This window comes from Staphylococcus sp. FSL W8-0305, assembly GCF_037966415.1.
Taxonomy (GTDB): domain Bacteria; phylum Bacillota; class Bacilli; order Staphylococcales; family Staphylococcaceae; genus Staphylococcus; species Staphylococcus aureus.
In genome coordinates, this window is sequence record NZ_CP150198.1 from 1,133,578 (window position 1) to 1,159,476 (window position 25,899).

Below are 25,899 nucleotides of genomic sequence, written 5' to 3' on the forward strand. Positions count from 1 at the left end.
CGTGTTTCTTCTTATTTAAATACTTCTGAAAATAAAGCACAACAAGGAGTGTGTACGTTTTTCAGAACTATATCATTCATGTATAATGAATAACATAAATATTTTTTAAAGGAGGACAACATAGTGAGTTTGTTACATATTGCGGTGATATTACCGTTAATATTCGCACTCATTATTCCTATCCTGTATAGATTTTTTAAACGTATACATTTAGGATGGTTCGTATTACCTGTCCCTATCGTCATATTTATTTATATGCTTACATTAATTAAAACGACGATGTCAGGTAATACTGTAATGAAAACCTTAAATTGGATGCCTCATTTTGGTATGAACTTTGATTTATATCTTGATGGCTTAGGTTTACTCTTTAGTTTGCTTATTTCAGGAATCGGCAGTTTAGTAGTATTATATTCAATCGGCTACTTAAGTAAGTCAGAACAACTAGGGAATTTTTATTGTTATTTATTACTATTTATGGGTGCAATGTTAGGTGTCGTACTTTCAGATAATGTTATTATTCTATATTTATTCTGGGAGCTAACGTCATTTTCTAGTTTTTTACTTATTTCATTCTGGCGCGAACGACAAGCATCTATATATGGTGCTCAAAAATCGCTTATAATCACAGTATTTGGTGGTCTATCATTATTAGGTGGTATCATCTTACTCGCTATACCAACACAATCATTTAGCATTCAGTACATGATTCAACATGCTTCTGAAATTCAAAATAGCCCATTCTTCATTTTTGCGATGATTTTAATCATGATTGGTGCTTTTACAAAATCTGCTCAGTTTCCATTTTATATTTGGCTACCAGATGCAATGGAAGCACCTACACCAGTCAGTGCTTATCTTCATTCAGCAACAATGGTTAAAGCAGGGTTATATTTAATCGCTCGAATGACACCAATCTTCGCAGCATCGCAAGGTTGGATATGGACTGTCACACTTGTTGGTTTAATTACGTTATTCTGGGCTTCGCTAAACGCAACAAAACAACAAGACTTGAAAGGTATACTGGCATTTTCAACAGTATCCCAATTAGGTATGATTATGGCGATGCTTGGAATCGGTGCCATTAGTTATCACTATCAAGGCGATGATAGCAAAATATATGCTGCTGCATTCACGGCTGCAATATTCCATTTAATCAACCATGCAACATTTAAAGGTGCCCTATTTATGATTACTGGTGCAGTGGATCATTCTACTGGTACACGTGATGTTAAGAAATTAGGTGGCTTACTAACAATTATGCCTATTTCATTTACAATCACTGTTATTACAGCATTAAGTATGGCTGGTGTACCACCGTTCAATGGTTTCTTATCAAAAGAATCATTTTTAGAAACAACATTTACAGCAAGCAAAGCAAATTTATTCAGTGTTGATACATTAGGCTACCTATTCCCAATCATTGGTATAGTGGGCAGTGTCTTCACATTTGTATATTCAATTAAATTTATAATGCATATATTTTTCGGACAATATAAACCTGAACAATTACCTAAAAAAGCACACGAAGTATCAATATTAATGCTTTTATCACCAGCTATTTTAGCTACATTAGTAATTGTATTTGGTTTATTCCCTGGCATTTTAACTAATTCGATTATTGAACCAGCTACATCTTCGATTAATCATACGGTAATTGATGATGTTGAATTCCATATGTTCCATGGATTAACGCCTGCCTTTTTATCAACATTAGTGATTTATATTTTAGGTATCTTACTAATTGTGACATTTAGTTATTGGGTGAAATTGTTGCAACGACAACCTGGTAAACTAACATTCAATTATTGGTACAACAGAAGTGCAAATGTTATTCCAAACTACTCTGAAAAGATGACGAATAGCTATGTTACCGATTATTCACGTAATAATTTAGTTATCATTTTTGGTGCATTAATTTTATTAACATTTGTCACTGTATTCTCAGTACCTTTCAACATTAATTTTAAAGACGTTAGTCCGATTAGAATTTTCGAAGTTTGTATCGTAATTTTATTATTAAGTGCTGCCTTTTTAATTCTTTTCGCTAAATCAAGATTATTTAGCATCATTATGTTAAGTGCAGTTGGATATGCTGTGTCTGTATTGTTTATATTCTTTAAAGCACCCGACTTAGCATTGACACAGTTTGTCGTTGAATCTATTTCAACAGCATTGTTCTTATTATGCTTCTATCACTTACCAAATTTAAATCGTTATAATGAAAAGCGCTCATTCCAGCTTACTAATGCTTTAATTGCTGGTGGTGTTGGTTTGTCCGTCATTATTATCGGTTTAATTGCATACGGAAATAGACATTTTGAATCGATTTCTAAGTTTTATCAAGAGCACGTTTATGATTTAGCTCACGGTAAAAACATGGTAAACGTTATACTAGTTGATTTCCGTGGTATGGATACTTTATTCGAGTCATCTGTGCTTGGTATCGCAGGATTAGCTGTATATACAATGATTAAATTACGTAAAAAGCGTCAAACGCAAGGTAACGAGGTGAAAAATCATGAATAGACAACAAAATGATCTAATTTTGCAATTTGCTGCAGTTATTATCTTTTTCATGGTAATGGTCTTTGGTTTTTCACTTTTCTTAGCAGGACATTATACACCTGGTGGCGGTTTCGTCGGCGGATTATTATTCGCAAGTTCACTTGTTATCATTACGATTGCATTTGATATAGAAACAATGCGTAAAATTTTCCCATTAGATTTTAAAATCTTGATAGGTATCGGATTAGTTTTTTGTATTGCGACGCCTATTGCAAGTTGGTTTTTAGGCAAAAATTTCTTTACGCATGTCACATTTGATATACCGTTATTTATATTAGAACCTGTTCATATGACAACAGCAGTATTCTTTGATTTCGGTGTTTTATGTGCAGTAGTTGGTACTGTCATGACAATTATTATTTCGATTGGAGAGAACGAATAGTGGAAATTATTATGATTTTTGTTAGTGGTATTCTCACAGCAATTAGTGTCTATCTCGTTTTGTCTAAAAGTCTGATACGAATTGTTATGGGAACTACGCTATTAACACATGCAGCAAATTTATTTTTAATAACTATGGGCGGACTTAAACATGGTACTGTTCCAATTTATGAAGCGAACGTAAAAAGCTATGTTGATCCTATCCCGCAAGCACTTATTTTAACAGCAATCGTTATCGCCTTTGCGACAACAGCCTTTTTCTTAGTATTAGCATTTAGAACATATAAAGAATTAGGCACAGATAACGTTGAGAGTATGAAAGGAGTTCCAGAAGATGATTGAAAGTAATATGCTTGTGTTAACGCTCGTCATTCCAGTAATTACAGCCATATTACTTGTCTTTATTGGAAAACGTCCTATTATAAAGCGTTATGTCGCACTAGGCGGTACATTATTAACCTTGGTCGCGGCAATTATCAATTTAGCAAATGTTGTAAAACATGGACCATTACGAGTTGAACTAGGTTCATGGAAAGCGCCTTACAGTATTGTCTTTGTTTTAGACATATTCAGTGCCCTACTAATTATTACTAGTATTATTATTACAGCTATTGTGATTTTATATTCATACCAAACAATTGGTATTGAACGTGAAAGATATTATTATTATTTTTCAGTACTATTTATGTTAATAGGTATCATTGGTGCATTCACAACTGGTGACATTTTCAACCTATTCGTATTTTTCGAAGTATTTTTAATGTCATCTTATTTCTTATTAGTAATTGGTTCTACAAAAATTCAACTACAAGAAACAATAAAATATGTTCTTGTTAACGTTGTATCGTCATCCTTCTTCGTAATGGGTGTAGCGATTTTGTATTCAGTAGTAGGAACATTGAATCTAGCAGATATAAGCAATAAATTAGCTAACCTTTCAGCGCATGACAGTGGCTTAGTCAATATCGTTTTCATACTATTTATCTTTGTTTTTGCTACAAAAGCTGGCGTATTCCCAATGTTTGTTTGGTTACCTAGTGCATACTATGCACCACCAATTCCAATCATTGCATTCTTTGGTGCTTTGTTAACAAAAGTTGGTGTTTATGCAATCGCTAGAACATTGAGCCTATTCTTTAGTGATAATGTAAGCTTTTCACATTATGTCATTTTATTCTTAGCACTATTAACGATCATCTTTGGTTGTGTCGGTGCTGTTGCATATGCCAACATTAAAAAAATCATCCTATACAATGTCATGATTGCTGTAGGTGTGATCTTAGTCGGCGTTGCAATGATGACAGAGTCAGGTATGATTGGTGCTATTTACTATACATTGCACGACATGTTAGTAAAACTTGCATTATTCTTGCTTATCGGAATTATGATTAAAATTACAGGCACTGCTGATTTAAGACAATTTGGTGGCTTAATTAAACGATATCCTGTACTTGGTTGGTCATTCTTTATCGCAGCATTAAGTTTAGCTGGCATTCCCCCACTCAGTGGCTTTTATGGAAAATTTTTCATTGTCCAATCAACATTTGAAAGAGGATTTTATTTAAGTGGTGTCATCGTCTTATTATCAAGTTTAGTCGTATTATATTCTGTCATTCGCATATTCCTACAAGGCTTTTTCGGTCAACCAAAAGGATATGATCTTAATAACAAAGTCGACGTCAAATATTTAACTACGATTGCAATCGTTGCAGTTGTGATAACTGTTTTATATGGATTGTCAGCAGATTACTTATATCCAATGGTAAAAGCTGGTGCAGAAACATTCTACAATCCATCAACCTACGTTAAAGCTGTATTAGGAGGTAAATAACATGGCTGTACAATTAGTTTTAAACTTTATTATTGCAGTGTTTTGGTTGTTTGTGACAAATAGTTACACAACAAATAACTTTGTGTTAGGTTTCATCTTTGGCCTAGTTCTTGTTTACCTCTTACACAGAGTGTTACCAGGTAGATTTTATGTCATCACGCTATATCGTATTATTAAATTAGTTATTATTTTCTTAATCGAACTGATTAAAGCTAATTTTGATGTTTTGAAAATTATTATTAAACCTTCGATTAAAAATGAACCAGGATTCTTTGTTTATCACACAGATTTAAAAAAAGATTGGCAAATTGTCTTGTTGTCTAATTTAATTACATTAACACCTGGTACTGTAGTGCTTGGTGTAAGTGATGATCGTACAAAAATTTATATTCATGCCATAGATTTTTCAACTAAAGAGCAAGAAGTAGAAAGTATTAAAACATCATTAGAGAAGATTGTAAGAGAGGTGGGCGAAATATAATGAATCATAATGTTATTATCGTTATTGCATTAATCATAGTTGTCATTTCTATGTTAGCTATGCTCATTCGCGTTGTGCTAGGCCCATCACTTGCCGATCGTGTTGTCGCATTAGATGCGATTGGTCTTCAATTAATGGCAGTTATAGCATTATTCAGTATTTTATTAAATATTAAATACATGATTGTCGTTATTATGATGATTGGTATATTAGCCTTTTTAGGTACTGCAGTATTCTCTAAATTTATGGACAAAGGTAAGGTGATTGAACATGATCAAAATCATACTGATTAGTCTTGCACTTATCTTTGTTATCATCGGTGCTTTAATTAGCGCCCTAGCAGCCATAGGATTATTGAGACTTGAAGATGTATATTCACGTGCACATGCTGCCGGAAAAGCATCAACATTAGGTGCAATGTCATTACTATTTGGTACGTTTTTATATTTTATTGCTACTCAAGGTTTTGTAAATATGCAATTAATCGTTGCGATTATCTTTGTATTAATTACAGGTCCTCTTTCAAGTCATATGATTATGAAAGCAGCATATAATATTAAAACGCCTTATACTAAAAAGACTAAAGTCGATGAAATTTCTGAAGACTTAAAAGACACAAAATTATAGATTATATAACAAAGTCATGAATATAAATCAACAACAAACAGCAGTAAGATGATTCCAAATTAGGAATGATTTTACTGCTGTTTTCTTTTGACATTGTTACCTCTTTTTCAATGATTTTAGTTTAGTACATACTTCTTTGACTACACCTTCGCCCTATCTAGGTATATCTCTTTAATTTAATTGCCTTTCATGTCGTTATGTATTATGATAATAATGATTATAAATCGTAACGATTACGCTTTAAAAAGAGAGAGGTTTTATTATGCATTGGACAATTATCGGCGGTGGCATACAGGGAACTGCAATCGCACAAAAACTATTATCAAGCGGATTAACAACAGACCGATTAACAATCATTGACCCACATGAAACTTTTTGCCAAAGGTTTAACTCATATACAAATCGAATAGAAATGCCTTATTTAAGATCACCGATTGTACATCACGTACATCCACAACCGTTCCATCTAAAACAATTCGCTAAACAGCACCAATATACAAATGCTTTTTATGGTCCTTATCAGCGACCTGAATTGACAATGTTTATGGATCATATTGCACATGCTTCTAAACAATATCAATTAGAGGATTGCTTGGTTCAAGGTTTAGTTCAAACTTTAGATAAACAAGAAGACAAATGGCATATCAAGTTAGAAGATGGACAAATTATCACTACAGATTGCGTCGTTATTGCAATAGGCAGTACAAATATTCCGTTTATGCCTGACATTTTAAAAGACAAACAGAATGTAAATCATATCTTCGAGAAAGAACATGATCAAGTAGTATATGATAAGACCGATCATATCGTTGGTAGTGGTATTACTGCTGCACATCTTGCACTTAAATTGTTAAATCATGATGACGATAAAAAGATTCATTTATGGCTAAATAAAGATATTGAAATACATGACTTTGATGCTGATCCTGGTTGGTTAGGTCCGAAAAATATGTCTTCATTTTTAAGTACTAAAAGTATGCCTGAAAGAAATGCCATTGTACAACGTGAACGTCATAAAGGATCAATGCCTCACGAACTGTACTTACGCCTTAAAAAACATATTAAAAATGGTCGTATAAATGTGCATAAAACACCTATCACTCAAATTAGTGATGGTTTAATTAACACTGAAAATGATTCTGTTCCATATCAACAGATTATGGTTGCAACTGGTTTTGAACAAGATTTTATGTCACAACCACTTATTAAGCAATTAATACAAAATTATGATGCACCTATCAACGAATGTAATTACCCTGTTATTTCCGAAAAATTAGAATGGATACCAAATCTATATGTCGCAGGATGCTTTGCAGACTTAGAATTAGGACCATTTGGTAGAAATGTTATGGGTGGCCGTAAAGCTGCCGAACGCATTGAACAAGCATTTCTAAAATTACAACAATATAGCGCATAAAAAAACTGCTAGCCGTAGTTATGAATATCTCATAACTTTTCAGCTAGCAGTTCTTTTATTTTAAAGGTTTAATAGCAACTGTACCACGCATAACTGTAATTAATTGTTCTTTGTCATTCTTAATTTTTATATCCCATACATGTGTTGACTTACCTTGATGAATAATTTCAGCTGTCGCAATAACACGACCATCTTTAGCAGAATGAATATGATTGGCATTCATCTCTAAACCTAATGGAATAAATTTGGTTGTATCAATTAGATTAGCAGATCCTAATGAACATGCTGTTTCACCTAAAGCAATCGAAGCACCGCCATGTAAATATCCAAATGGTTGTTTTACTTTATCAGTAACAGGCATAGAAATAACAACTAAACCATCTTCCTGGTGATCTATTGACATCTCAAATGTCTCTAATAAATGAGTCATATTTTCACCTCTTTATGCTTATAGTACCATAGCAGCAATAGTACCGAAAATCATTAAAGGAATATTATAAAACAAGAAGTTTGGTACACATGTATCGCGTATATGATCATGTTGGCCATCAACATTTAATCCCGCAGTTGGTCCTAATGTTGAATCACTTGCAGGTGAACCTGAGTCACCTAATGCACTCGCTGTTCCAATCAATGCGATTAATGCCATTGTATCTAGTCCAATTGACGCTCCAAAAGGAATGAATAATGATGCGATAATAGGAATTGTTGCAAATGATGATCCAATACCTAAAGTGACAATTAAACCTATCACATACATCATGATAATGCTAAATAATTTATTATCACCAGTAATACTTGTTAAAGTTTTAACTAATTCATCTATATCACCAGTAGCATTCATTACACCAGCAAATCCATTTGCTGTTAAAATAACTACACCAATATAAGCCATAATTTTAATACCTTCAACAAACTTAGCATCTAATTCATACCAATTATATGCACGTGAAATAAAGAATACGAGTACCCCGGCCAGTGCACCAAAAATCATTGAATCTGTAAACGTTTGTACTAAAAATGTAGCTAGTATTGCCACAATTGTTACTATTAAGATATATGGTTTTAACTCTGTAACATTGTCACTATCTGAAATTTTACGTGTTTCATATTCACGTGGTTTACGATATACATATAAACCGATAAGTAAGCCAACAATATACCCCATTGAAGGAATAAGCATTGCTTTCCAAATCATATTAAACTCAATTGGGTGATTCGCCTTTGCAAAGCCACTTTGAATAATTTGCTGGAAAATTTGACCGAATCCATATGGTAATAACACATACGGGAAACATAAACCAAAACCGATAATCAAACCGATTAAACGTCTATCTATTTTTAAGTCATTAAACAGACTTAATAATGGTGGGATGACAATTGGAATGAATGCAATATGTACAGGAATTAAGTTTTGACTCATGATACTCATAGCTAATAATGCAATGATTATTGTCACTTTCACTTTAACTCTTGACCATCGACTATTTTCAGCGTGAATTGCATTTATTATTTTTCCTACTAAATAGTCTGTGATACCACTGTATGAAATTAATGCTGCAAATCCACCTAATAAGGCATAGCTTAATGCTACCTCAGCACCATCGACTATATTTTTCCCAAATACATTTATAACTTTTTCAATGCTCATGCCTGAAATTAAGCCACCTACTAGCGCACTGATAAATAAGCTTATAACTACGTTTAATCGACATAAACATAGCACAATCATTAATATTACTGCTATTACTACTGCATTTATCATATGACAACCACCCTTTATCACTCTATCGAACTAAAGCGTTTATAGACTACATAGTATCAGTAGCTTTAACACCTGTCAATAGCAAACTATACCAATAATCTTTATTTTTTAGTTAATTGTCTTTCTTAAAATAATTTTCGCTTTCATTAAATTAAACAATTTTACAAGTCTGGAACACCAATCAAAATCCTAAGTTCTATAATGTTATATTAGTAGTCGTTGACTGAATGAACATATGCTTATAATAAGTTTTTGCAATGCTAATCAAGTTGATTTATGCTCACAAGGATATGCGATTTATATTTTCTTACAACAATGAAAATGCCTGATACAATGCGATCCTTTATACTTTCAAGAGTTAAATTAGAAATGTATAACAAGACACAAGTTGTATCAGGCAAATAATTAAATTATTGTTGTTTTAACCATTGTACTATCGTCGGAATCATAAATCCTGTTGGCCCTTTTGGACCATTATATGAAGCTTTATTAGTCGTTGCTGGACCTGCAATATCGAAATGAATGTGAGGTGTTTGACCACTAAAATGTGTTACAAAACTTGCCGCAAATAGCGCTTTACCTTGTCCATTCGTATGGTTAACTAAATCAGCGATATCACTGTGTTTAATACTTGCACGTTCGGTTGCAGTAATCGGTAATTCAAATACCATTTCATCGACTTTAGAACTTATTTGTAATATGTCGTTTAATATCACTTTACTATTCGATTCAAATGCAGCAGCTTTATCATCGCCAAGTGCAACGATGGCTGCACCCGTTAATGTAGCAAAGTCCATAATCACACTAGGCTGATATTGATTTGCATAATACACAGCATCTGCAAGGACTAATCTACCTTCAGCGTCTGTATTCATTACTTCTACAGTTTCACCACTTAACGCTGTAAATACATCATCTGGCTTCATTGATGCTTCATTTATCATATTTTCAGCACAAGCAAGCACTCCGACAATATTTACAGGCAGTTGTAAACGACTAGCCGCTTCAATGATACCAACGACATTCGCAGCGCCACACATGTCATATTTCATTGTAGCCATGCCATTCTTCGTTTTAATACTATAACCACCAGAATCATACGTTATACCTTTACCAACTAAGGCAATTGGTGCTTCATCTTTGTCTTTGCCATTATATGTGATGGTTACTAATCTCGGTTTATGCTTACTACCTTTACCTACCGCTTGTAAAAGTCCAAATCCTTCAGAAACTAAAGTGTCATAATCTTTAACCTCTACTTTGACCTTTGTATTTTTAAAATGATTAACAATATCTTCTGCAAATGTTTGTGGTGTTAATACATTCGGTGGCATATTACTAAAGTCTCTTGCCAAATTAATGGACTGGCCAATACTGATACCTTCATGAATAAAATCTAATTCAATTAATGATTCACTAATAAGGTTTAAATTTGTCTTAAACGGTGCCTTCTTACTTGATTTATAATGATCGAATTCATATGTTGCACGCTCACTTTGAATACCGCATGCCATTAATACATCTGATAACTGATCATATTTTGAAATAAATGAATCCATAAGTAAATACGTATCTTCAATGTGTTCTGACTTTATGTATTGGAAAAGATGTCCCCATATTTTCAACATATCTTGATAACTACGTGTTTTTAAGTTTCCTAAACCAACTGTAATTAAACGATATGTTTGATCTTGTACATCAAATGCAGTTGTATAAATCTTCCCAACTTTACTACCAATAATATGTTGATGTTTTAGTCTTTCAAGTGATTCTGTAATATCGATATGATTAAAACTAATGCGCTCTAACTGATTTAAATGTTCTGGTATACCAATAATCAATGTATTTATTTCGTTGCTTATTGTGTTATTTAATTTAAAATTCATAATGTACCTCCTTAGATTTGATATGTTACTCACTTCAAATTGTACAACAATAAAGCCCTTCAGTGACACTGAAGGACTTTATAAATGAATAATTTAATTTTATGTGTTTAGCTGTAACTTAATTTAAAGCCTAGAATTTACCTTTTTTGAAAGCTAAACCGATACCACCGATTTTGAATACCGCACGTGTATCAATCACTTTTTTCATGAATGCTGCTTTTTTACCAGCGATAGGTTTACCAAATACCATACCTACACCGTCATGTGAACCTAAAGAACAAACAGTTCCACGATCAACGTATTCGAATTCTTCAGTTGATTCACCGTTTAAGATGCGTTTAATGTTTTTAGCAACACTTTCACCTTGTTGCATTGCAATTTGTGCTGTAGTTGGTAATGGACGCTCTTCTCCAGCTGGGATAAACGCTGAACAGTCACCAATAACAAAAATGTTGTCGTAACCATTGATTGTTAAATCTTGCTTTGTAACGATACGTCCACGTTTAACGCCTTCAAATGATTCTTCCATTAATTTACTACCACGTACACCAGCAGCCCATACTGAAGTACCTGCATTTAATTGTTGTTTTTCACCATCTACTTCAACTACGAAACCTTTTTCGTTACAAGCAACGATTGGTGTAGCAATTTTAAATTCAACACCGCGGTCTTCTAAGTAGCTAACTGCGTGGTTAACTAATTCTTCTGAGAACATTGGTAACATTTTAGGTGCTGCTTCAACACAAGTGATTTTAACTTTATTTTGATCCACACCATATTTGCTACATAATTCAGGAATTCTGTCTGTTAATTCACCTAAGAATTCAACACCAGTGAATCCAGCACCACCAACTAAGATAGATAAATCGTTATCATCTTTTTCTTTTGATGCTGCATAGTTAGCAAATTTGTCTTCGATATGACGTGATAATTCACGTGCTGTGATAACATTTTCAATTTGGAAAGCATGATCTTTCATACCTTCGATGCCGAATGTTTCACTAACGAAACCTAATGCTACTACTAAAATATCAAAGTCATAAATACCTTGATTTGTTTCTACCTTTTTAGCATCACGGTCAATTTTTGTTACTTCTGCTTGAACAAAGTTCACTTTGTCTTTCTTCAAGACACTTTCCACAGGATATAATACATCTTCATAGTTTAGTGTACCTGCTGATGCTTCATGTAACCATGTTGCTTCATAGTGATATTCATTTTTATTAATAAGCGTAATTTCTGCTTCTTCTGTTGATATCGCTTTTTGCAATTTAGTTACAGTTTGTAAACCTGCATAACCAGCACCAAGTACAAGTACTTTTTTACGATCTTGAGCCATTTAATTTCACCTAAGCTTTCATATTTTTTTAACCAAATGCTGATAATTACTAGTAACAACTGGTCATTACTACTTTTACCACAATGTATACTAGTTTATCATCATTTTGTTATTTAAGTCTTTTAAATTATGTAAAAACCTGTGATGTTCACAAAAAAGACATTTTTAATCCAATACTAATTCTATAGCTTTTATGTTATATTTTCAAGCAAGATTCAGTCAGATTGTGAAAAAATTAATTAATTTTTTCGTAACCTGATTTCGATTAAAAATGTATCCGTTATCACGATCATTTAAAATACTATTAATAGTCAGATTCTTAATTTTTAATGAGATTTTTAATAAAACAAAATATCTTTACGCAAAAATAGGACATAATCAAATATGTCCCTAATCGTAATTGATATCAATTTGTATCCCCAAAATTGGGTTAATCATTAAAAAGTTATTTTATTAGCAGTTTTCAGGATTACCTGCAACTTTTGCAGTTCTAAATGAACTACCACAGCCACATGATGCAATTGCATTAGGATTGTCGATTTGGAAACCGCCACCCATTAATGATTGCTTAAAATCAATAGTCGTACCATTTAATACGGGTGCATCTTTTTTGTCTACTAAAACTTTTAATCCAAAGTATTCTAAGACTTCATCATTTTCACCAGGCGCTTCTTCTGCACCCATTCCGTATGTTAAACCAGTGCACCCGCCACCATTCACTTTAATTTTTAAATAGCCATCTGGCATTTCATTTGCTTTAAGCATATCTTTTACTTCGTAGGCAGCTGCTTCTGTTAATATAACTGTTGGCATGATAACTCCTCCTTAAAAAATCCAAGTTTCTTTTATATGTGCATATATATTTTGTAATAATTCTTCCGGCGAATCACCTTCAACAATATCACCATTTACTAAAGCATACAACCCGGCTGAACATATACCACAATGTGTCAGGCAACCATACTCTAACACATCGACATCTGGGTCATTTTCCAGTTGATTAAAAACATAATCTCCACCTTTTGCCATGTTAGAGAGACAAAATTCTACGATCGGATTCATACTTCACCTTCTTATTTCATTTGTTACAATATTATAGCATTTTAAAACTGGTATTTTAACATGATGTGCTCAATTAGCAACAACTGATGTTTCTTATCCCAGTTATGTAATAGTGCCTTAGTTAGGACAAATATTTATTTGTAGTCATTTTCAAAAAAATATATAATAAGCATATAAATACATATTTACTTTTTTAGGGGTTATTGATGAATCAAAGACACTTGCATTTTATAACTGTTCATTAACAAATATATCTATGCACTTTGATCTTTTCAAAATTAAAGTAAATATTAACATATAAAAGGGGTACTTCATTATGAAAAACTTAGTTTTGTTAGGCGGCGGATATGGTAATATGCGTATCATGTCACGCATTTTAACTACATCTTTACCACAAGATTATACAGTCACATTAGTTGATCGTATGCCATTTCATGGATTGAAACCAGAATTTTATGCTTTAGCTGCGGGCACGAAATCAGATAAAGATGTTCGCATGAAATTCCCTAATCATCCACAAGTGAATACGGTTTATGGTGAAATTAACGACATAGATTTAGATGCTCAAATTGTCTCAGTCGGTAATTCTAAAATTGATTATGATGAGCTAATTATTGGTTTAGGATGTGAAGATAAATATCATAACGTTCCAGGAGCCGAAGAATATACACATAGTATTCAAACACTCTCAAAGGCTCGGGATACTTTCCATAGTATTAGTGAACTACCAGAAGGTGCTAAAGTTGGTATCGTTGGTGCTGGATTAAGCGGCATAGAACTTGCCAGCGAATTAAGAGAAAGTAGATCAGACTTGGAAATATATCTTTATGACCGTGGGCCACGAATTTTAAGAAATTTTCCAGAAAAATTAAGTAAGTATGTTGCGAAATGGTTCGCCAAAAATAATGTTACCGTTGTTCCAAATTCAAATATTAATAAAGTTGAACCTGGTAAAATATATAACTGTGATGAACCTAAAGATATTGATTTAGTTGTATGGACAGCAGGAATTCAACCTGTTGAAGTTGTTCGTAACTTGCCGATTGATATAAATAGTAATGGACGTGTGATAGTTAACCAGTATCATCAAGTACCAACATATCGTAACGTCTATGTAGTTGGTGATTGTGCTGATTTACCACATGCGCCAAGTGCTCAGTTAGCAGAAGTTCAAGGTGATCAAATTGCCGATGTGCTTAAAAAGCAATGGCTAAATGAACCATTACCTGACAAAATGCCGGAACTAAAGGTACAAGGTATCGTTGGGTCATTAGGAGATAAACAAGGTTTTGCATATATCATGGATCGCACTGTAACAGGACGACTCGCTTCTATTTTGAAATCCGGCGTACTTTGGTTATATAAATATCATAATGGTTAAAAATTAAAAAGCAATGTCAGTTCACACTATTACTGACATTGCTTTTTATTATGTGTATATTATTCATTCACAAGCTTTTGGTCTATAAATCGAGTGATTTGCTTTGTTTGTATATAACCATCTGCTACATATTCATCGTTCATTGTAATTAATGGATAAAATAGTTCATCTTGTTCTATTCTTTCAATAAATTGTAAATCATGATCTGTTAAGTTGTCATTATCTTTTGTAATATCTATATACGTATATTTAAATGATATATTTGGGTATTTTCTTTTTAATAGCGGCTGTAGCCAGTCATAAATATCTTTCGATGTTGGCGCATTAACGCAACTTGCACATATAACATCTGCCCCATATACTATCACACTCACGTGCTCCATATATTTATCCCCCATTGGTTTGATAGATTTTTATTACACTATCTATTATAATATACTAATAAAGATTATCAAATTCATCTCTCGAAAGGAGACTTGCCTGATGCCTACTGAAGATACAACGATGTTTGATCAAGTAGCAGAAGTTATTGAACGTCTTCGCCCATTTTTATTACGTGATGGTGGCGACTGCTCATTGATTGACGTGGAAGACGGTATTGTTAAATTACAATTACATGGTGCATGTGGTACATGCCCAAGTTCTACAATCACTCTTAAAGCTGGTATTGAGCGTGCATTACACGAAGAAGTGCCTGGTGTAATAGAAGTAGAACAAGTATTCTAATATAAAGATATTAAGTTAACAGAACATATTATGAATAACAACAAAGACAGGAATACTGAATTATTTATAATCAGTTATTACCTGTCTTTTTTCGCTGTCAAATTGGACTGATGGGAAAGTTATTTTATACTATTTATCTGATTAATTATTTTATAATAGCCACATATCCAAGCGCATATTACTATTCTATTCTATGAAATTTAAAATATAAAAATAGCACATACCCTCAATCAAAATCGTTGAGTTATGTGCTATTTGTATTTTAATTTTTAGGTTTATCTACTTCAGGTTGTGGTTCACCTTTCATATGTTTCGCAATTTGCTCATCCATATAAACCCAACCTTTCCAACCGATGTGTACGGCATCACTGATTACATATTTTTCATAATCTTTATCAGTCATATCGTAAATTTTACCACCATTATCTACAACAGTAGAATGGATTTTTTTATAAACTGCTTGACGACGTTCTTTATCGATACCAATGTGGTCATACCATACACCGTTTGATGGAATACTTACATATTGAACATCTGCACCAGCAGCACGCATTGTTTTTACAAGTAATTCTAAATCTTGGAATTCTGGAGAATTAACATTGAATTCATAGTCACGTCTAACTTTACGCTTACTTTCTTGAATTAATTTCCAGTATTGATCTCTAATACCAAATTTATTCGATGTAGTATCAGCTTTACCAATTTCAACTGCTTTTTGTTTCATCTCATCCCAAGAAGCGTCTGGTTTTGTAGCAGGTTTAACATGTTCTAATGGAGATTTATCCATTGCAAACAATGATTTAATCGCTTCTATTTTAATCAATTGATTCTCTTTAAAACCAGAAATATAACTATCTTTAGTTTCTTTAGGGTTTTTAGCATAAGATTTCAAGTATTCTTTATTGTGTACATGTGGAAACTGTAATAAACGTTGTGCATAACGACGTTTTAATTCAGTAGACATGTTTTTCTGCTGGAACATTTGATTAATTTGAGTTTGAGACATACGAGCATCAAAGTTTTGATTCGTTAAACCATGATTTGTAAACCATTGTGGTGAAATAATAAATGTTAATTTCTTACCTTTTAATTTATCATACTGTGATGCAAGTTCAACTGCGTTAATTAAGTCTGTAGAACCACCAGCACCTAATAAGAATGCTTTTTTGTTGGCGTTATGCTTATTTAATGCAATTGCAGGATTAAATGGGTCATCTTTACCTAATTCACTAGAGCCGTATATAGGATAATACTTGTTTGATTCGTATAACTTATCTTGAATGAGTGTGCCTTTTAGTACTTGATCTGTCAATGAAGTTCTATTATCTTCTACAGTCTTTTCATTTACTAATCCTGTAAACCAACTAGCAGGTAATAATAGAAAGACAATGAATACCGCTCCACTAATTAAAATGGGTAAAAAAGGTTTTAATTTCATCGTAACTCTTCTAATGCTTCAACGATTTTATTTGGTGTTGCCCACTCATCTCTATCAAAGTCCATAATAGATACTTCGATATCAAGTTTATTTTGAATCTCTAATAATAATCCAACTGTTTGGAAAGAATCAATAATACCTTCTTCAAAAATTTCTACGTCTGGATTTTCTTTTACAATATCATTTTCTGCTACTTCTGCTAATAAATTTAATACTTGTTCTCTAAATTCCATAATTAAATTCTCCTTTATTATATAAGTTTACCTGAGAAGATTAAAAAGCCAAATGTTACAAAGTGGAATGTAATCACAATGCTAAGTGCTGTTGTGAAACCATTTTGCCAACGTGGCGGATGTTTCTTGCGCCAACGTTCATAATAGCCATAACCTATAAACAATGCTGCATGGTATAAACCATAAACAATGTAATACACTTCGATACCATGCCAAATTCCCATTATGAAGAAGTTGATTAAGAATGCCACGTTAGACATTGCAAATTGACTCTTCAATAATTTTTTACGAGACATGTAGAATAAAGATCTCATGTAAATACAATCTCTGAACCAGAATGATAATGTCATATGCCATCTATTCCAGAAATCTTTAATATTTTTCGCTTTGAAAGGTTTATCGAAGTTTGGTGGTGTTTTAATACCGAATAAATAACTAAATGCTATCGCAAATAAACTATAACCTGCAAAGTCAAAGAATAAATATAGGCTGTATGCGTACATATATAACCACAAATTGACAAAGCCATGTAAGTCTAATTGTAACGGCATGATTGCATATGTGTTAATAAAGTAAGCAACAATATATTTATACAAGAAACCAAGCATAATCATGTGAATTGCTTTTAATACTAATTCACGATATTCATTGCCTGTTGGTACTTTTTTATCGTCTTTAACGAAACGTTTGTAACGATCGATTGGTCCAGATGAAATCGTTGGGAAGAATGAAATAAATTGAATTAATTTCCATACTTTAATTTCTTTGATAGAACCATCACGAATTTCCATAATTAACTGCACACTTTTGAATGTAACATAAGAAATTCCTAAGAAACCAACAAATTCAATTAATTTACTTTCATGGAAGTGAATCTGATGTCCACCTAACCATGTACTTTGTAACACTTTCACAAGTGCTAATGGCAATATTGATAAAACCATTACAGTTACAAATTTTGAAAATGAATTATTTTTTGGTTTTGAATGATAATAAAACATTATCAATAAAACTTGCCATACGACGTAAATAATAAAACTAATTAATTGAACACTTAAATACTTTTGGTCAAACAGATTATGTTTATCAGAAGAAAAGATTAACACAATCATAAATGCTGTAACTACGCCATTATAAATGTAACTTCGCTTACCTAAAAATCCAAGTATAATGACTGGTAATAATGCAATTAAAGCAATTAAGAAGAATGTAAAATCACCATATGGAATCATCCGTTAATTACCTCTGCAATTTTCTTTCTGTCAATTTTACCATTTGAAGTCAATGGCAATTGTTCCATCCATTCAAACTTTCTAGGAATCATATACTCTGGTAAGCGTGATTTCAAGTCATTTTTAATATTTTTAGTCATTTCTGCATTGTCCGTAACTTCAGTCGTTGGCACAATTGCACCAATTAAATGAATAACTTTATCATTTTTATATACAGGTACAACAATCGCTTCTTTTACGAACTCAGACTGGCGTAATTGTGTTTCAATTTCTTCTAATTCCATTCTGTAGCCATTCAATTTGATTTGGAAATCAATACGACCTTGAATGAACCATTGACCATTTTCAAACTTCGCTTTATCACCAGTGTGATAAGTACGAATACCGTCATCGAAATTAAATACTTCAGCAGTTTTTTGGTCATTTTTTAAGTATCCTAAACTTACACTTTGACCTTCGATAACAAGTTCACCTTCATCTGTCGTAGATAATCTTGCGCCTGGTCTTTCAACGCCAACAGGTAATGTCGGATATTGATCTAAGATTTCTTGTGTAATTTGAATACTTGTAACTGCTACCGTAGCTTCAGTTGGACCATATGTGTTGTAAATCGTCGCACTTGGGAAACGGCTTACTAACGCTTTTGCTGCTCTGTGAGGTAGAATTTCACCACAGAAGAAGAATTCGTTAAGACTACCATACTGTTCTTCATTAAGCGTTGGTAATAATAAACACATTTCCATAAATGATGGTGTTGATACCCAAATGTTAATCGGTGTTGCTGTTAGCATTTCATTTAATAGTTTAGGTTTATTAATCATGTTTTTATCTACAAGATTTAATGTACCGCCTGACGCTAAACATGGATAAATAGCCATTACAGATAAATCAAATGAAAATGGCGCTTGGTTAAGCCATTGTTGTTCATTTCCTGATTTATTAAGTTCTAACATCCACTCAGTAAATTGAACTAAACTTGCATATTCAATTTGAACACCTTTAGGTTCCCCAGTAGAACCAGATGTAAAGATTGTGTATACTGTGTCGTTATCTTTAATCTGACTATCAAAAATTACTGGGTCTTGAGATGTTTTAATATCTTCTATTGTAAATACTTCACCTGCTAAACTTTCAAACGATTCATCAGTCGTATTAAATACAAACTCTGGTTGAACCTTGTTAATAATCATTTTAATACGGTCTTCAGGAATTGAAGTGTCTACAGGTACATATCCACATCCTGCTTTAATGGCACCAATCATCCCAACAATCATATATGGTGACATGTGACCGAATAAAATCATCGGTTTCTTACTACCTTGTAATCGATGTGCTAATTTACTAGACTCATCCATTAACTGTTGATAAGTTAATTCATCAGTTGTGTGTCTAACAGCAATGCTTTGTGGATTTGCATCCGCAAACGCTTGCAGCTTGTTAATAATATCTGTCATATTAAGTCTCCCTCATTAGAACTCATTATAAATGAAGTTATTGTGTGTGTCGCCACTGCCATAAATTAAATATAAAGTAATAAATATTGCCAAATACAATAGTGTTAATAAATATGGTTTGAATGCTTCAACATATTTATTAGGTGGCTGTTTACTTTTAGATTTCATATTGCACCTCTTAAAGTTCTTAGTAAAAACGCCTTTATAAAGACCGTTCAATATAAAATACGTTTTAAAATTTGTTTTTTACAATTCATTATATCGATATTCATAATGAAATTCAATTTTAATTTTATAGATTCAACATAGTAATTGGTTGTCATCACTCAATTATTGTAAATGATACACTATGTTGAGAACATCATTCATTTTAAAGGTTATTTAAACAATAAACAATTACAGTCTATATAACAATTTTGTTATATACGTCAAAATCAAATAAACTCATCACATTAATATGACGAGTTTATAACGTTATTGAATTATCATCAGCGCAAATATATACATTCGCATGTCAAGCATAACATATTTAACAATTGCTTTGCTTGTTTACCAATGATTAAAAACCATACTTATTTTCAATTTACTGGATTATGTGGTACCTGATTTGTCATAACCGCTTCTATATTATTAATACATAATTGAATCATATTGTCCCGTGTTGTTACTGATGCGCTACCAATGTGCGGTGTAATCAGAACATTATCACGTCCCATTAATGGATGTGTATGATCAATTGGTTCATTTGCTAATACATCTAAACCACATGCTAATATTTCTTTATTGTCTAGTGCATCGATTAATGCTGTTTCATCTACAATTTGCCCTCTACCGATATTAATAAAAATTGCATCATTTTTCATTTGTTCAAATGCTTCAGCATTAAATTTATGATGTGTTTCTTTTGTAAGTGGCGCTGTACAGATGATAAAATCACTTTCTGCTAACAACGTTTCAAAAGAAACATATGTTGCATTAAAGTCCGCCTCTGCATCTTTATGTCTTGATCGATTATGATAAAGAATTTTAGTATTAAACCCCTGCAACCTTCTTGCAAAAGCTTTACCAATATCTCCCATACCATATATTCCAACAGTTGAATTGAAGACATCTTTACCTGACAATAAATAAGGACCCCAGCTTTGCCATGCATCTGCTTCTACATATTTTTCAGCTTCTACAATACGACGTGCTGTAGCAAGCATTAATGTAAATCCTAATTCTGCAGTTGTTTCAGTAAGAACATTTGGTGTATTCGTGACAACCACGTTGTTCGCTGTTGCACTTTCAACATCGATGTTGTCATATCCTACAGCCATATTCGCAATTACTTTTAAATTTGGTGATTGTGCTAAAATTTCTGCATCGATCTGTTCACTTAATGTGATAAAACAAGCATCTGCGTCACGAAGTGCTGTCACAAATTGATCTTTAGGCATAGGCACTAATGATTTTTGCCACATAACAACGTCACCAAGTTTACTCAATTGTTGATAAAATTTATCTGGAATTTTCCTCGAAACAACTATTTTTACCAAATCAATTCACCTACTTTATAAAATGACTATATCTATTTTTCTAATTCAGCTATTGCTTCATTTAAATCTTTAAAAGAATACGTTGGTGGCACATTTTTATTTTGCACATCTTCTAACGTAGATACACCTGTTTGTACATGAATCGTATCCATACCTACGTTAATACCAGACATAATATCGGTATCGTACAAATCGCCTACCATAGCAACTTCGGATTTATCTAGTCCTAAAATTTCTAATGCTTTAACCATAATAATCGGTTCTGGTTTACCAATAAATTGTGGCGATACACCTGTCGATACACTTACAACACTTGTAATAGCACCATTCCCTGGTAAAAATCCTCGCTCTTTTGGAATTGACACATCTGGATTTGTAGAAATAAATGTTGCCCCATTTCTTACACCTAACGTTGCAATCGCAAGCTTTTCATATGTAACTTGTTCGTCAAGTCCAATAACTACATAATCAACATGCTCGTCATTTTTAATGACAAGTCCCGCTTCGGTTAACGCAGTATTTAAACCACTACCACCTAACATATATACTGATGCTCCTGGTGATTGTTCTGAAATATAATCTGCAGTGGCTAACGCTGACGTTACAACCTCTTCTGGTTTAGCATCAATGTGCATTTCACGTAATTTTTCAGTTACTTGCTCAGGTGTTTTCGTTGAATTATTAGTTACGTATAAATGAGGAATACCTTTTACATTTAAATAATCGATGAATTGTTTTGCTCCATCAATCTCATCTGTTCCCATATACATTGTGCCATCTAAATCGATTAAATACGCTTTATACTGTTTCATTATTGATTTTCTCCTTTACCAAAAGCTGTTACTGGTACATTTTCTTGATGTAAAAATGTCGTTACTTCTGTAATAAATTGTTTGTAATAAGGTAATGCGTCATCAAACATTGGCATGATAACCTTAATATCTAAGGCTGTGTAATCATATGTAAATTGTTTACGAATATCGACAGTTTTATTAATCGCCTGCTGTGTTTCTTTAGTAATAACATTTTCTAGTTCTAATATATCAATCACATCTTTATAATTACCAGGATCCCTTAAAATAAATGCATCGATAATCATATTCCCTATATCTACCGATGATTCTATCAACATTTGAGCAATGCGTTCAAATGCATAATGATTGTGCTTACTCTCATGATAATCATCAGTTAATGCTTGTAAATAGGCTAATTTCTGAGTTAGTTTATCTTTGTCTACAAAATACATTCCTTGTCACCTCTCGCTTATATATTATCATAATTTTGCAGTATACTTCATTTGTCGTTATACTAACTTTACTACTTTTAAAAGGAGTCGCTACAAAATGATTGATATGTATTTATATGATGACAACGAAGAGAGTCAAGTTCAGTTTGTTGGTTTTGTTGGCGAGCATAGTCGATATGATTTAATGCTAGTCCATACAAATAGACATTATGGTAAGACACTCGTACTTAATATGCAAACAAATAAATTCGGTATTATCGGTACTGATGATTTAAAAGAAGAAGGCTATATTGCTCATATTTTAGGTGTAAATGCTGAAGAAGGCGATGAAATTACAGAGTATTTAAATGAAGTCATTCATTAAAGATAAAAACCCCTAACTAGATTACAGGTCCATGCTTGAATTGCATGATTCCCATTTTCAATCTAGCTAAGGGTTTTATTAATGTTCAGTATCTTGAATGGTTGGCTTAATCTTCACATCTTGAAGTTTATTGTCGTCATCTATCACATCAGACGGATGAACTTCTTCGATTAACTTTTTAACCTCTTGTTTAGACAAATGTCTTAATACAAAGTAAGGACAACCAAAGTTACAATATTCAAATATGTAATCTTGAATATTTGAAAAACGTTTACTCATCTCTGCTTTTTTATTAGAATCTTTGTAAAAACCTTTTAATCGTAATTGATCGTAACCATAGTCACCAACAATGTAATCATATTTATCTAAAATATCTGAATACCTAGCAATAAATTGTTCTTCATTAAAACATTCGCGATAATTTTCTATTAATTCAAAGTAATGTTGATCTACTTTTATCAAATTCTTCACCTATCTATGACAATGAAAGGCTCAGTTTATACTTTAGTGTTTCATAAAAATAATGATTACTTCTATGACACGTTCGTTTTGTACAAACTAAGCCTTTATGCCTTATTAATGGTTAAATATTAACTATTTAACTGTGCCTCACCTTGGCGTTGCTTTTCTTTAGCAGCTTCATTTACTTGCTCATCCGCATGATATGAACTACGTACTAAAGGTCCAGCTTGACAATGTTTAAACCCTTTATCCATTGCCACTTTTCTTAATTTACCAAACTCTAAAGGCGTGTAATATTTTTGAACCTTTAAATGTTTACGTGAAGGTTGTAAATATTGACCAATCGTTAAAATATCTACATCATTCGCACGTAAATCATCCATCGTTTCATAAATTTCTTCTATAGTTTCACCTAATCCAACCATAATACTTGATTTAGTTGGGATATCCGGTTGTAATTCTTTTGAACGACGTAAAAACTCTAATGTTCTGTCGTATGTCGCACGCGCACGAACTCTCGGTGTTAATCGACGAACAGTTTCAATATTATGGTTTAAAATGTCAGGTCTTGAAGCCATTAATGTTTCTAACGCATCATAGTCCCCGCCCATATCTGATGGTAAAATTTCAATCGTTGTAAATGGATTTCTTTCTCTAACTTTACGTACTGTCTCAGCATAAACATTTGAACCAGCATCTCTTAAATCATCACGCGCAACAGCAGTGATAACAACGTGTTTCAAGTTCATTAATTCAACTGATTCAGCTACACGTTCAGGCTCATTTAAATCAAGTTCATTAGGTAAACCTGTCTTAACCGCACAAAAACGACAAGCTCTTGTACATACGGCACCTAAAATCATAAATGTCGCTGTACGACGTGCACCCCAACATTCATGTATATTAGGACATTTAGCTTCTTCACATACAGTATTAAGATTTTTTTCCCTCATCATCTTCTTAAGTCCTGTATAGTTTTCGTTGGTATTTAATTTTATTTTCAACCAATCCGGTTTACGTAATATTTCCTCGTTTTTTGTCGCCATAACAACACATACCCTCCTGTTAAGTGTATCTTTAAACATTATATCGAAATTCATGACAAATGAAAATCCAATAATCTTACTTTTTAATATTCCAATAATTTTTCTTTAAATATATCTCTTAAAAACTCTGGCATTAAATACTCTTTTGGTAATTCTTTCAATGTTGGGAAATAACGACCGAACGTATACATATCTATCGTACCTAATACATATTCTTTGTCGTCTTCGATTTCTTCTCCATTCAGATAGTAACGCCCTGTAGAATGAATGTACCCTAAATTATAAAGAATATATCCTCCAAATATATTCCCTCTGAAACCCAAACCTTGTGCATGTTCATACATATATTCTTGTTTATTACTTTTAGCTAAAATCTCTTTTAATTTCACACCAGAAAGTCTAACCCTTACCATATTAATCGGATGCGGTAACATTTGATGAATGTCATATTCAGTCACTTCATCTTTTACAATATCTTTAACGAGTAAGCCAGCATTGATGATAGCACATTGAGCATGTGTATACTCACAAACACTTTGAGCTAATAAGTATGCAGCTTCAGTTATGTGGTTCATACTACGCTTAAGCACTACTGGATGTTGAATTACTGGATTAGACATTAGCGTTTTTCCTTCTTCTTCAAATGAAGTTTTAACTTCAGGTAATGTTTCTAAAGGAATAATCTTTGCAGTTTTATGTACTACTTTATGTGCCTCAAAAGTTAAATTAACCTCTCCAAGATAATTACCATACTTTCCAGCTGCCGCCATCAGTACACCATTATTAATTTCACCATGTTCAAAATAATGATGCGTATGACTACCAAAAATGACATCAATTTCAGGCAATTCTTGGCATAATGTTTCATCGAAGAAAATGCCACAATGACTTAGCACGATTAATACATCAAATTTACCTCGTTGATGTTCAATTTCTTCTTTTATAGAATCAAGTGGATCGGTAACAATCCAATCTAGTGCACGATAAAATGGGGTAAAAGGTGCTGTCGCTGCAACGAATAGTATTTTCACACCGTCTATATCCTTAATATAAGAAGAAACGATATTATTTGGTAAATGACCTGATTCATCTATAACATTGCTACATGTCACTATAAATTTTGCTTCGTCGTAAAGGTGATTTAAAGCTTCGTGTGAAATGGTCATCCCTTCATTATTACCGATTGTTGCAACATCACATTTTGCTTCATTTAGTAATGCTACATTCTTTTTACCTAAAGTTGCTTCTGTTATAGGTGCGGATAAATCTACATGATCACCTAGATCAACATATAAAGAAGGATGATTAAGTCGTGGCCGTTGTTCTGCCATATATGCTTTAATGCGTTCGTATTCATGTAAATGACTATGAATATCGTTCGTATGATAAATTGTAAGCCTCAAATTGACGTCCTCCTTTTAA

30 protein-coding genes are annotated in these 25,899 nt (G+C 32.7%); 11 read left to right on the forward strand and 19 right to left on the reverse strand.

Going from position 1 to position 25,899, the window contains the following annotated elements:
• The first annotated feature begins 123 nt into the window (after positions 1-123).
• The 8 genes from mnhA1 (at position 124) to NST10_RS05610 (ending at position 7,305) form a co-directional block, all read left to right on the forward strand.
• Positions 124-2,529 (forward strand): Na+/H+ antiporter Mnh1 subunit A, encoded by a 2,406-nt coding sequence (mnhA1, locus tag NST10_RS05575; RefSeq protein ID WP_000054599.1) that lies wholly within the window; start codon positions 124-126, stop codon positions 2,527-2,529.
• Positions 2,522-2,950 (forward strand): Na+/H+ antiporter Mnh1 subunit B, encoded by a 429-nt coding sequence (gene mnhB1 / locus NST10_RS05580; protein WP_001081626.1) that lies wholly within the window; start codon positions 2,522-2,524, stop codon positions 2,948-2,950. The genes mnhA1 and mnhB1 overlap by 8 nt, the downstream gene beginning before the upstream one ends.
• The gene (mnhC1, locus tag NST10_RS05585; RefSeq protein WP_000402803.1) at positions 2,950-3,291 is read left to right on the forward strand and encodes a Na+/H+ antiporter Mnh1 subunit C; all 342 of its coding nucleotides are present in this window, start codon (positions 2,950-2,952) and stop codon (positions 3,289-3,291) included. The genes mnhB1 and mnhC1 overlap by 1 nt, the downstream gene beginning before the upstream one ends.
• Positions 3,284-4,780: a Na+/H+ antiporter Mnh1 subunit D gene (mnhD1, locus tag NST10_RS05590; protein ID WP_000573086.1), complete on the forward strand. Its 1,497-nt coding sequence runs from the start codon at positions 3,284-3,286 to the stop codon at positions 4,778-4,780. The genes mnhC1 and mnhD1 overlap by 8 nt, the downstream gene beginning before the upstream one ends.
• Position 4,781: 1 nt before the next feature.
• Complete coding sequence (gene mnhE1, locus NST10_RS05595) at positions 4,782-5,261, forward strand: Na+/H+ antiporter Mnh1 subunit E (protein WP_000290674.1); 480 nt, start codon at positions 4,782-4,784, stop codon at positions 5,259-5,261.
• Positions 5,261-5,554, forward strand: a complete 294-nt coding sequence (gene mnhF1, locus NST10_RS05600; protein WP_001016306.1) for a Na+/H+ antiporter Mnh1 subunit F — start codon at positions 5,261-5,263, stop codon at positions 5,552-5,554. Before mnhE1 ends, mnhF1 begins: the two co-directional genes overlap by 1 nt.
• A complete protein-coding gene (gene mnhG1 / locus NST10_RS05605; RefSeq protein ID WP_000590451.1) occupies positions 5,532-5,888 on the forward strand; it encodes a Na+/H+ antiporter Mnh1 subunit G in 357 nt (118 codons plus the stop codon). The genes mnhF1 and mnhG1 overlap by 23 nt, the downstream gene beginning before the upstream one ends.
• 262 nt (positions 5,889-6,150) lie before the next feature.
• On the forward strand, positions 6,151-7,305 hold the full coding sequence (locus NST10_RS05610; protein WP_000558764.1) for an FAD/NAD(P)-binding protein: 1,155 nt from the start codon (positions 6,151-6,153) through the stop codon (positions 7,303-7,305).
• A gap of 55 nt (positions 7,306-7,360) precedes the next feature.
• Here NST10_RS05610 and NST10_RS05615 read toward each other — a convergent pair whose 3' ends face one another.
• The 6 genes from NST10_RS05615 to NST10_RS05640 all read right to left on the reverse strand — a co-directional run bounded on the left by NST10_RS05615 (position 7,361) and on the right by NST10_RS05640 (position 13,357).
• Positions 7,361-7,735, reverse strand: a complete 375-nt coding sequence (locus NST10_RS05615) for a PaaI family thioesterase (protein WP_000149292.1) — start codon at positions 7,733-7,735, stop codon at positions 7,361-7,363.
• Positions 7,736-7,753: 18 nt separating this feature from the next.
• Positions 7,754-9,070, reverse strand: coding sequence for a Na+/H+ antiporter family protein (locus NST10_RS05620; protein ID WP_000606324.1), 1,317 nt, complete (start codon positions 9,068-9,070; stop codon positions 7,754-7,756).
• 410 nt (positions 9,071-9,480) lie between these two features.
• On the reverse strand, positions 9,481-10,956 hold the full coding sequence (locus tag NST10_RS05625) for a M17 family metallopeptidase (protein ID WP_001009683.1): 1,476 nt from the start codon (positions 10,954-10,956) through the stop codon (positions 9,481-9,483).
• A gap of 130 nt (positions 10,957-11,086) precedes the next feature.
• The gene (locus NST10_RS05630; protein WP_000046076.1) at positions 11,087-12,295 is read right to left on the reverse strand and encodes an NAD(P)/FAD-dependent oxidoreductase; all 1,209 of its coding nucleotides are present in this window, start codon (positions 12,293-12,295) and stop codon (positions 11,087-11,089) included.
• 453 nt (positions 12,296-12,748) lie between these two features.
• Entirely contained in the window at positions 12,749-13,108 is a 360-nt protein-coding gene (locus NST10_RS05635) for an iron-sulfur cluster assembly accessory protein (RefSeq protein ID WP_001143497.1), read from the reverse strand.
• 12 nt (positions 13,109-13,120) lie between these two features.
• Positions 13,121-13,357 carry a YuzB family protein gene (locus NST10_RS05640; protein WP_001068337.1) on the reverse strand — a complete coding sequence of 79 codons (237 nt, stop codon included), beginning with the start codon at positions 13,355-13,357 and terminating at the stop codon, positions 13,121-13,123.
• 316 nt (positions 13,358-13,673) lie between these two features.
• Between NST10_RS05640 and NST10_RS05645 the strand changes: the two genes are divergently transcribed.
• Positions 13,674-14,738, forward strand: a complete 1,065-nt coding sequence (locus NST10_RS05645; RefSeq protein WP_000794020.1) for an NAD(P)/FAD-dependent oxidoreductase — start codon at positions 13,674-13,676, stop codon at positions 14,736-14,738.
• A 59-nt stretch (positions 14,739-14,797) separates the two neighbouring features.
• Here NST10_RS05645 and NST10_RS05650 read toward each other — a convergent pair whose 3' ends face one another.
• Complete coding sequence (locus NST10_RS05650; protein ID WP_000401409.1) at positions 14,798-15,121, reverse strand: YuzD family protein; 324 nt, start codon at positions 15,119-15,121, stop codon at positions 14,798-14,800.
• Positions 15,122-15,221: 100 nt separating this feature from the next.
• Here NST10_RS05650 and NST10_RS05655 point away from each other — a divergent pair, with 100 nt between their 5' ends.
• On the forward strand, positions 15,222-15,464 hold the full coding sequence (locus tag NST10_RS05655) for a NifU family protein (protein WP_001141883.1): 243 nt from the start codon (positions 15,222-15,224) through the stop codon (positions 15,462-15,464).
• A 262-nt stretch (positions 15,465-15,726) separates the two neighbouring features.
• Here NST10_RS05655 and dltD read toward each other — a convergent pair whose 3' ends face one another.
• The 9 genes from dltD to NST10_RS05700 form a co-directional block, all read right to left on the reverse strand.
• Positions 15,727-16,902 carry a D-alanyl-lipoteichoic acid biosynthesis protein DltD gene (gene dltD, locus NST10_RS05660; protein ID WP_000769416.1) on the reverse strand — a complete coding sequence of 392 codons (1,176 nt, stop codon included), beginning with the start codon at positions 16,900-16,902 and terminating at the stop codon, positions 15,727-15,729.
• The gene (dltC, locus tag NST10_RS05665; protein WP_000395692.1) at positions 16,899-17,135 is read right to left on the reverse strand and encodes a D-alanine--poly(phosphoribitol) ligase subunit 2; all 237 of its coding nucleotides are present in this window, start codon (positions 17,133-17,135) and stop codon (positions 16,899-16,901) included. The genes dltD and dltC overlap by 4 nt, the downstream gene beginning before the upstream one ends.
• 17 nt (positions 17,136-17,152) lie before the next feature.
• Entirely contained in the window at positions 17,153-18,367 is a 1,215-nt protein-coding gene (dltB, locus tag NST10_RS05670) for a PG:teichoic acid D-alanyltransferase DltB (protein WP_000613541.1), read from the reverse strand.
• The gene (dltA, locus tag NST10_RS05675) at positions 18,364-19,821 is read right to left on the reverse strand and encodes a D-alanine--poly(phosphoribitol) ligase subunit DltA (RefSeq protein ID WP_000129645.1); all 1,458 of its coding nucleotides are present in this window, start codon (positions 19,819-19,821) and stop codon (positions 18,364-18,366) included. The genes dltB and dltA overlap by 4 nt, the downstream gene beginning before the upstream one ends.
• 15 nt (positions 19,822-19,836) lie before the next feature.
• Positions 19,837-19,989 (reverse strand): teichoic acid D-Ala incorporation-associated protein DltX, encoded by a 153-nt coding sequence (locus tag NST10_RS05680; RefSeq protein ID WP_000837752.1) that lies wholly within the window; start codon positions 19,987-19,989, stop codon positions 19,837-19,839.
• Between the two features lie 47 nt (positions 19,990-20,036).
• Positions 20,037-20,147, reverse strand: a complete 111-nt coding sequence (locus tag NST10_RS05685) for a hypothetical protein (protein WP_001790652.1) — start codon at positions 20,145-20,147, stop codon at positions 20,037-20,039.
• A 252-nt stretch (positions 20,148-20,399) separates the two neighbouring features.
• Entirely contained in the window at positions 20,400-21,359 is a 960-nt protein-coding gene (locus tag NST10_RS05690; RefSeq protein ID WP_000239139.1) for a D-glycerate dehydrogenase, read from the reverse strand.
• Positions 21,360-21,391: 32 nt separating this feature from the next.
• Positions 21,392-22,171, reverse strand: coding sequence for a TIGR01457 family HAD-type hydrolase (locus tag NST10_RS05695; protein ID WP_000816182.1), 780 nt, complete (start codon positions 22,169-22,171; stop codon positions 21,392-21,394).
• Positions 22,171-22,605: a DUF86 domain-containing protein gene (locus NST10_RS05700; protein WP_000273979.1), complete on the reverse strand. Its 435-nt coding sequence runs from the start codon at positions 22,603-22,605 to the stop codon at positions 22,171-22,173. The genes NST10_RS05695 and NST10_RS05700 overlap by 1 nt, the downstream gene beginning before the upstream one ends.
• 97 nt (positions 22,606-22,702) lie before the next feature.
• Between NST10_RS05700 and NST10_RS05705 the strand changes: the two genes are divergently transcribed.
• The gene (locus NST10_RS05705; protein WP_000566649.1) at positions 22,703-22,969 is read left to right on the forward strand and encodes a DUF3055 domain-containing protein; all 267 of its coding nucleotides are present in this window, start codon (positions 22,703-22,705) and stop codon (positions 22,967-22,969) included.
• 78 nt (positions 22,970-23,047) lie between these two features.
• Here NST10_RS05705 and NST10_RS05710 read toward each other — a convergent pair whose 3' ends face one another.
• The 3 genes from NST10_RS05710 to NST10_RS05720 all read right to left on the reverse strand — a co-directional run bounded on the left by NST10_RS05710 (position 23,048) and on the right by NST10_RS05720 (position 25,880).
• A complete protein-coding gene (locus NST10_RS05710; protein ID WP_000598444.1) occupies positions 23,048-23,431 on the reverse strand; it encodes a YutD family protein in 384 nt (127 codons plus the stop codon).
• A gap of 128 nt (positions 23,432-23,559) precedes the next feature.
• Complete coding sequence (gene lipA / locus NST10_RS05715) at positions 23,560-24,477, reverse strand: lipoyl synthase (RefSeq protein ID WP_000201875.1); 918 nt, start codon at positions 24,475-24,477, stop codon at positions 23,560-23,562.
• A gap of 83 nt (positions 24,478-24,560) precedes the next feature.
• A complete protein-coding gene (locus tag NST10_RS05720) occupies positions 24,561-25,880 on the reverse strand; it encodes a bifunctional UDP-sugar hydrolase/5'-nucleotidase (RefSeq protein ID WP_001241228.1) in 1,320 nt (439 codons plus the stop codon).
• Positions 25,881-25,899 lie beyond the last annotated feature (19 nt).

What these genes read in the sequence shown, in the direction of transcription:
- mnhB1 (WP_001081626.1), top strand. Translation starts at nt 2,522, where the DNA reads ATGAATAGACAACAAAATGATCTAATTTTGCAATTTGCTGCAGTTATT.
- mnhD1 (WP_000573086.1), top strand. Translation starts at nt 3,284, where the DNA reads ATGATTGAAAGTAATATGCTTGTGTTAACGCTCGTCATTCCAGTAATT.
- mnhE1 (WP_000290674.1), top strand. Translation starts at nt 4,782, where the DNA reads ATGGCTGTACAATTAGTTTTAAACTTTATTATTGCAGTGTTTTGGTTG.
- mnhF1 (WP_001016306.1), top strand. Translation starts at nt 5,261, where the DNA reads ATGAATCATAATGTTATTATCGTTATTGCATTAATCATAGTTGTCATT.
- mnhG1 (WP_000590451.1), top strand. Translation starts at nt 5,532, where the DNA reads ATGATCAAAATCATACTGATTAGTCTTGCACTTATCTTTGTTATCATC.
- NST10_RS05610 (WP_000558764.1), top strand. Translation starts at nt 6,151, where the DNA reads ATGCATTGGACAATTATCGGCGGTGGCATACAGGGAACTGCAATCGCA.
- NST10_RS05615 (WP_000149292.1), bottom strand. Translation starts at nt 7,735, where the DNA reads ATGACTCATTTATTAGAGACATTTGAGATGTCAATAGATCACCAGGAA.
- NST10_RS05620 (WP_000606324.1), bottom strand. Translation starts at nt 9,070, where the DNA reads ATGATAAATGCAGTAGTAATAGCAGTAATATTAATGATTGTGCTATGT.
- NST10_RS05625 (WP_001009683.1), bottom strand. Translation starts at nt 10,956, where the DNA reads ATGAATTTTAAATTAAATAACACAATAAGCAACGAAATAAATACATTG.
- NST10_RS05630 (WP_000046076.1), bottom strand. Translation starts at nt 12,295, where the DNA reads ATGGCTCAAGATCGTAAAAAAGTACTTGTACTTGGTGCTGGTTATGCA.
- NST10_RS05635 (WP_001143497.1), bottom strand. Translation starts at nt 13,108, where the DNA reads ATGCCAACAGTTATATTAACAGAAGCAGCTGCCTACGAAGTAAAAGAT.
- NST10_RS05640 (WP_001068337.1), bottom strand. Translation starts at nt 13,357, where the DNA reads ATGAATCCGATCGTAGAATTTTGTCTCTCTAACATGGCAAAAGGTGGA.
- NST10_RS05645 (WP_000794020.1), top strand. Translation starts at nt 13,674, where the DNA reads ATGAAAAACTTAGTTTTGTTAGGCGGCGGATATGGTAATATGCGTATC.
- NST10_RS05650 (WP_000401409.1), bottom strand. Translation starts at nt 15,121, where the DNA reads ATGGAGCACGTGAGTGTGATAGTATATGGGGCAGATGTTATATGTGCA.
- NST10_RS05655 (WP_001141883.1), top strand. Translation starts at nt 15,222, where the DNA reads ATGCCTACTGAAGATACAACGATGTTTGATCAAGTAGCAGAAGTTATT.
- dltD (WP_000769416.1), bottom strand. Translation starts at nt 16,902, where the DNA reads ATGAAATTAAAACCTTTTTTACCCATTTTAATTAGTGGAGCGGTATTC.
- dltC (WP_000395692.1), bottom strand. Translation starts at nt 17,135, where the DNA reads ATGGAATTTAGAGAACAAGTATTAAATTTATTAGCAGAAGTAGCAGAA.
- dltB (WP_000613541.1), bottom strand. Translation starts at nt 18,367, where the DNA reads ATGATTCCATATGGTGATTTTACATTCTTCTTAATTGCTTTAATTGCA.
- dltA (WP_000129645.1), bottom strand. Translation starts at nt 19,821, where the DNA reads ATGACAGATATTATTAACAAGCTGCAAGCGTTTGCGGATGCAAATCCA.
- NST10_RS05680 (WP_000837752.1), bottom strand. Translation starts at nt 19,989, where the DNA reads ATGAAATCTAAAAGTAAACAGCCACCTAATAAATATGTTGAAGCATTC.
- NST10_RS05695 (WP_000816182.1), bottom strand. Translation starts at nt 22,171, where the DNA reads ATGAAACAGTATAAAGCGTATTTAATCGATTTAGATGGCACAATGTAT.
- NST10_RS05700 (WP_000273979.1), bottom strand. Translation starts at nt 22,605, where the DNA reads ATGTATTTTGTAGACAAAGATAAACTAACTCAGAAATTAGCCTATTTA.
- NST10_RS05705 (WP_000566649.1), top strand. Translation starts at nt 22,703, where the DNA reads ATGATTGATATGTATTTATATGATGACAACGAAGAGAGTCAAGTTCAG.
- lipA (WP_000201875.1), bottom strand. Translation starts at nt 24,477, where the DNA reads ATGGCGACAAAAAACGAGGAAATATTACGTAAACCGGATTGGTTGAAA.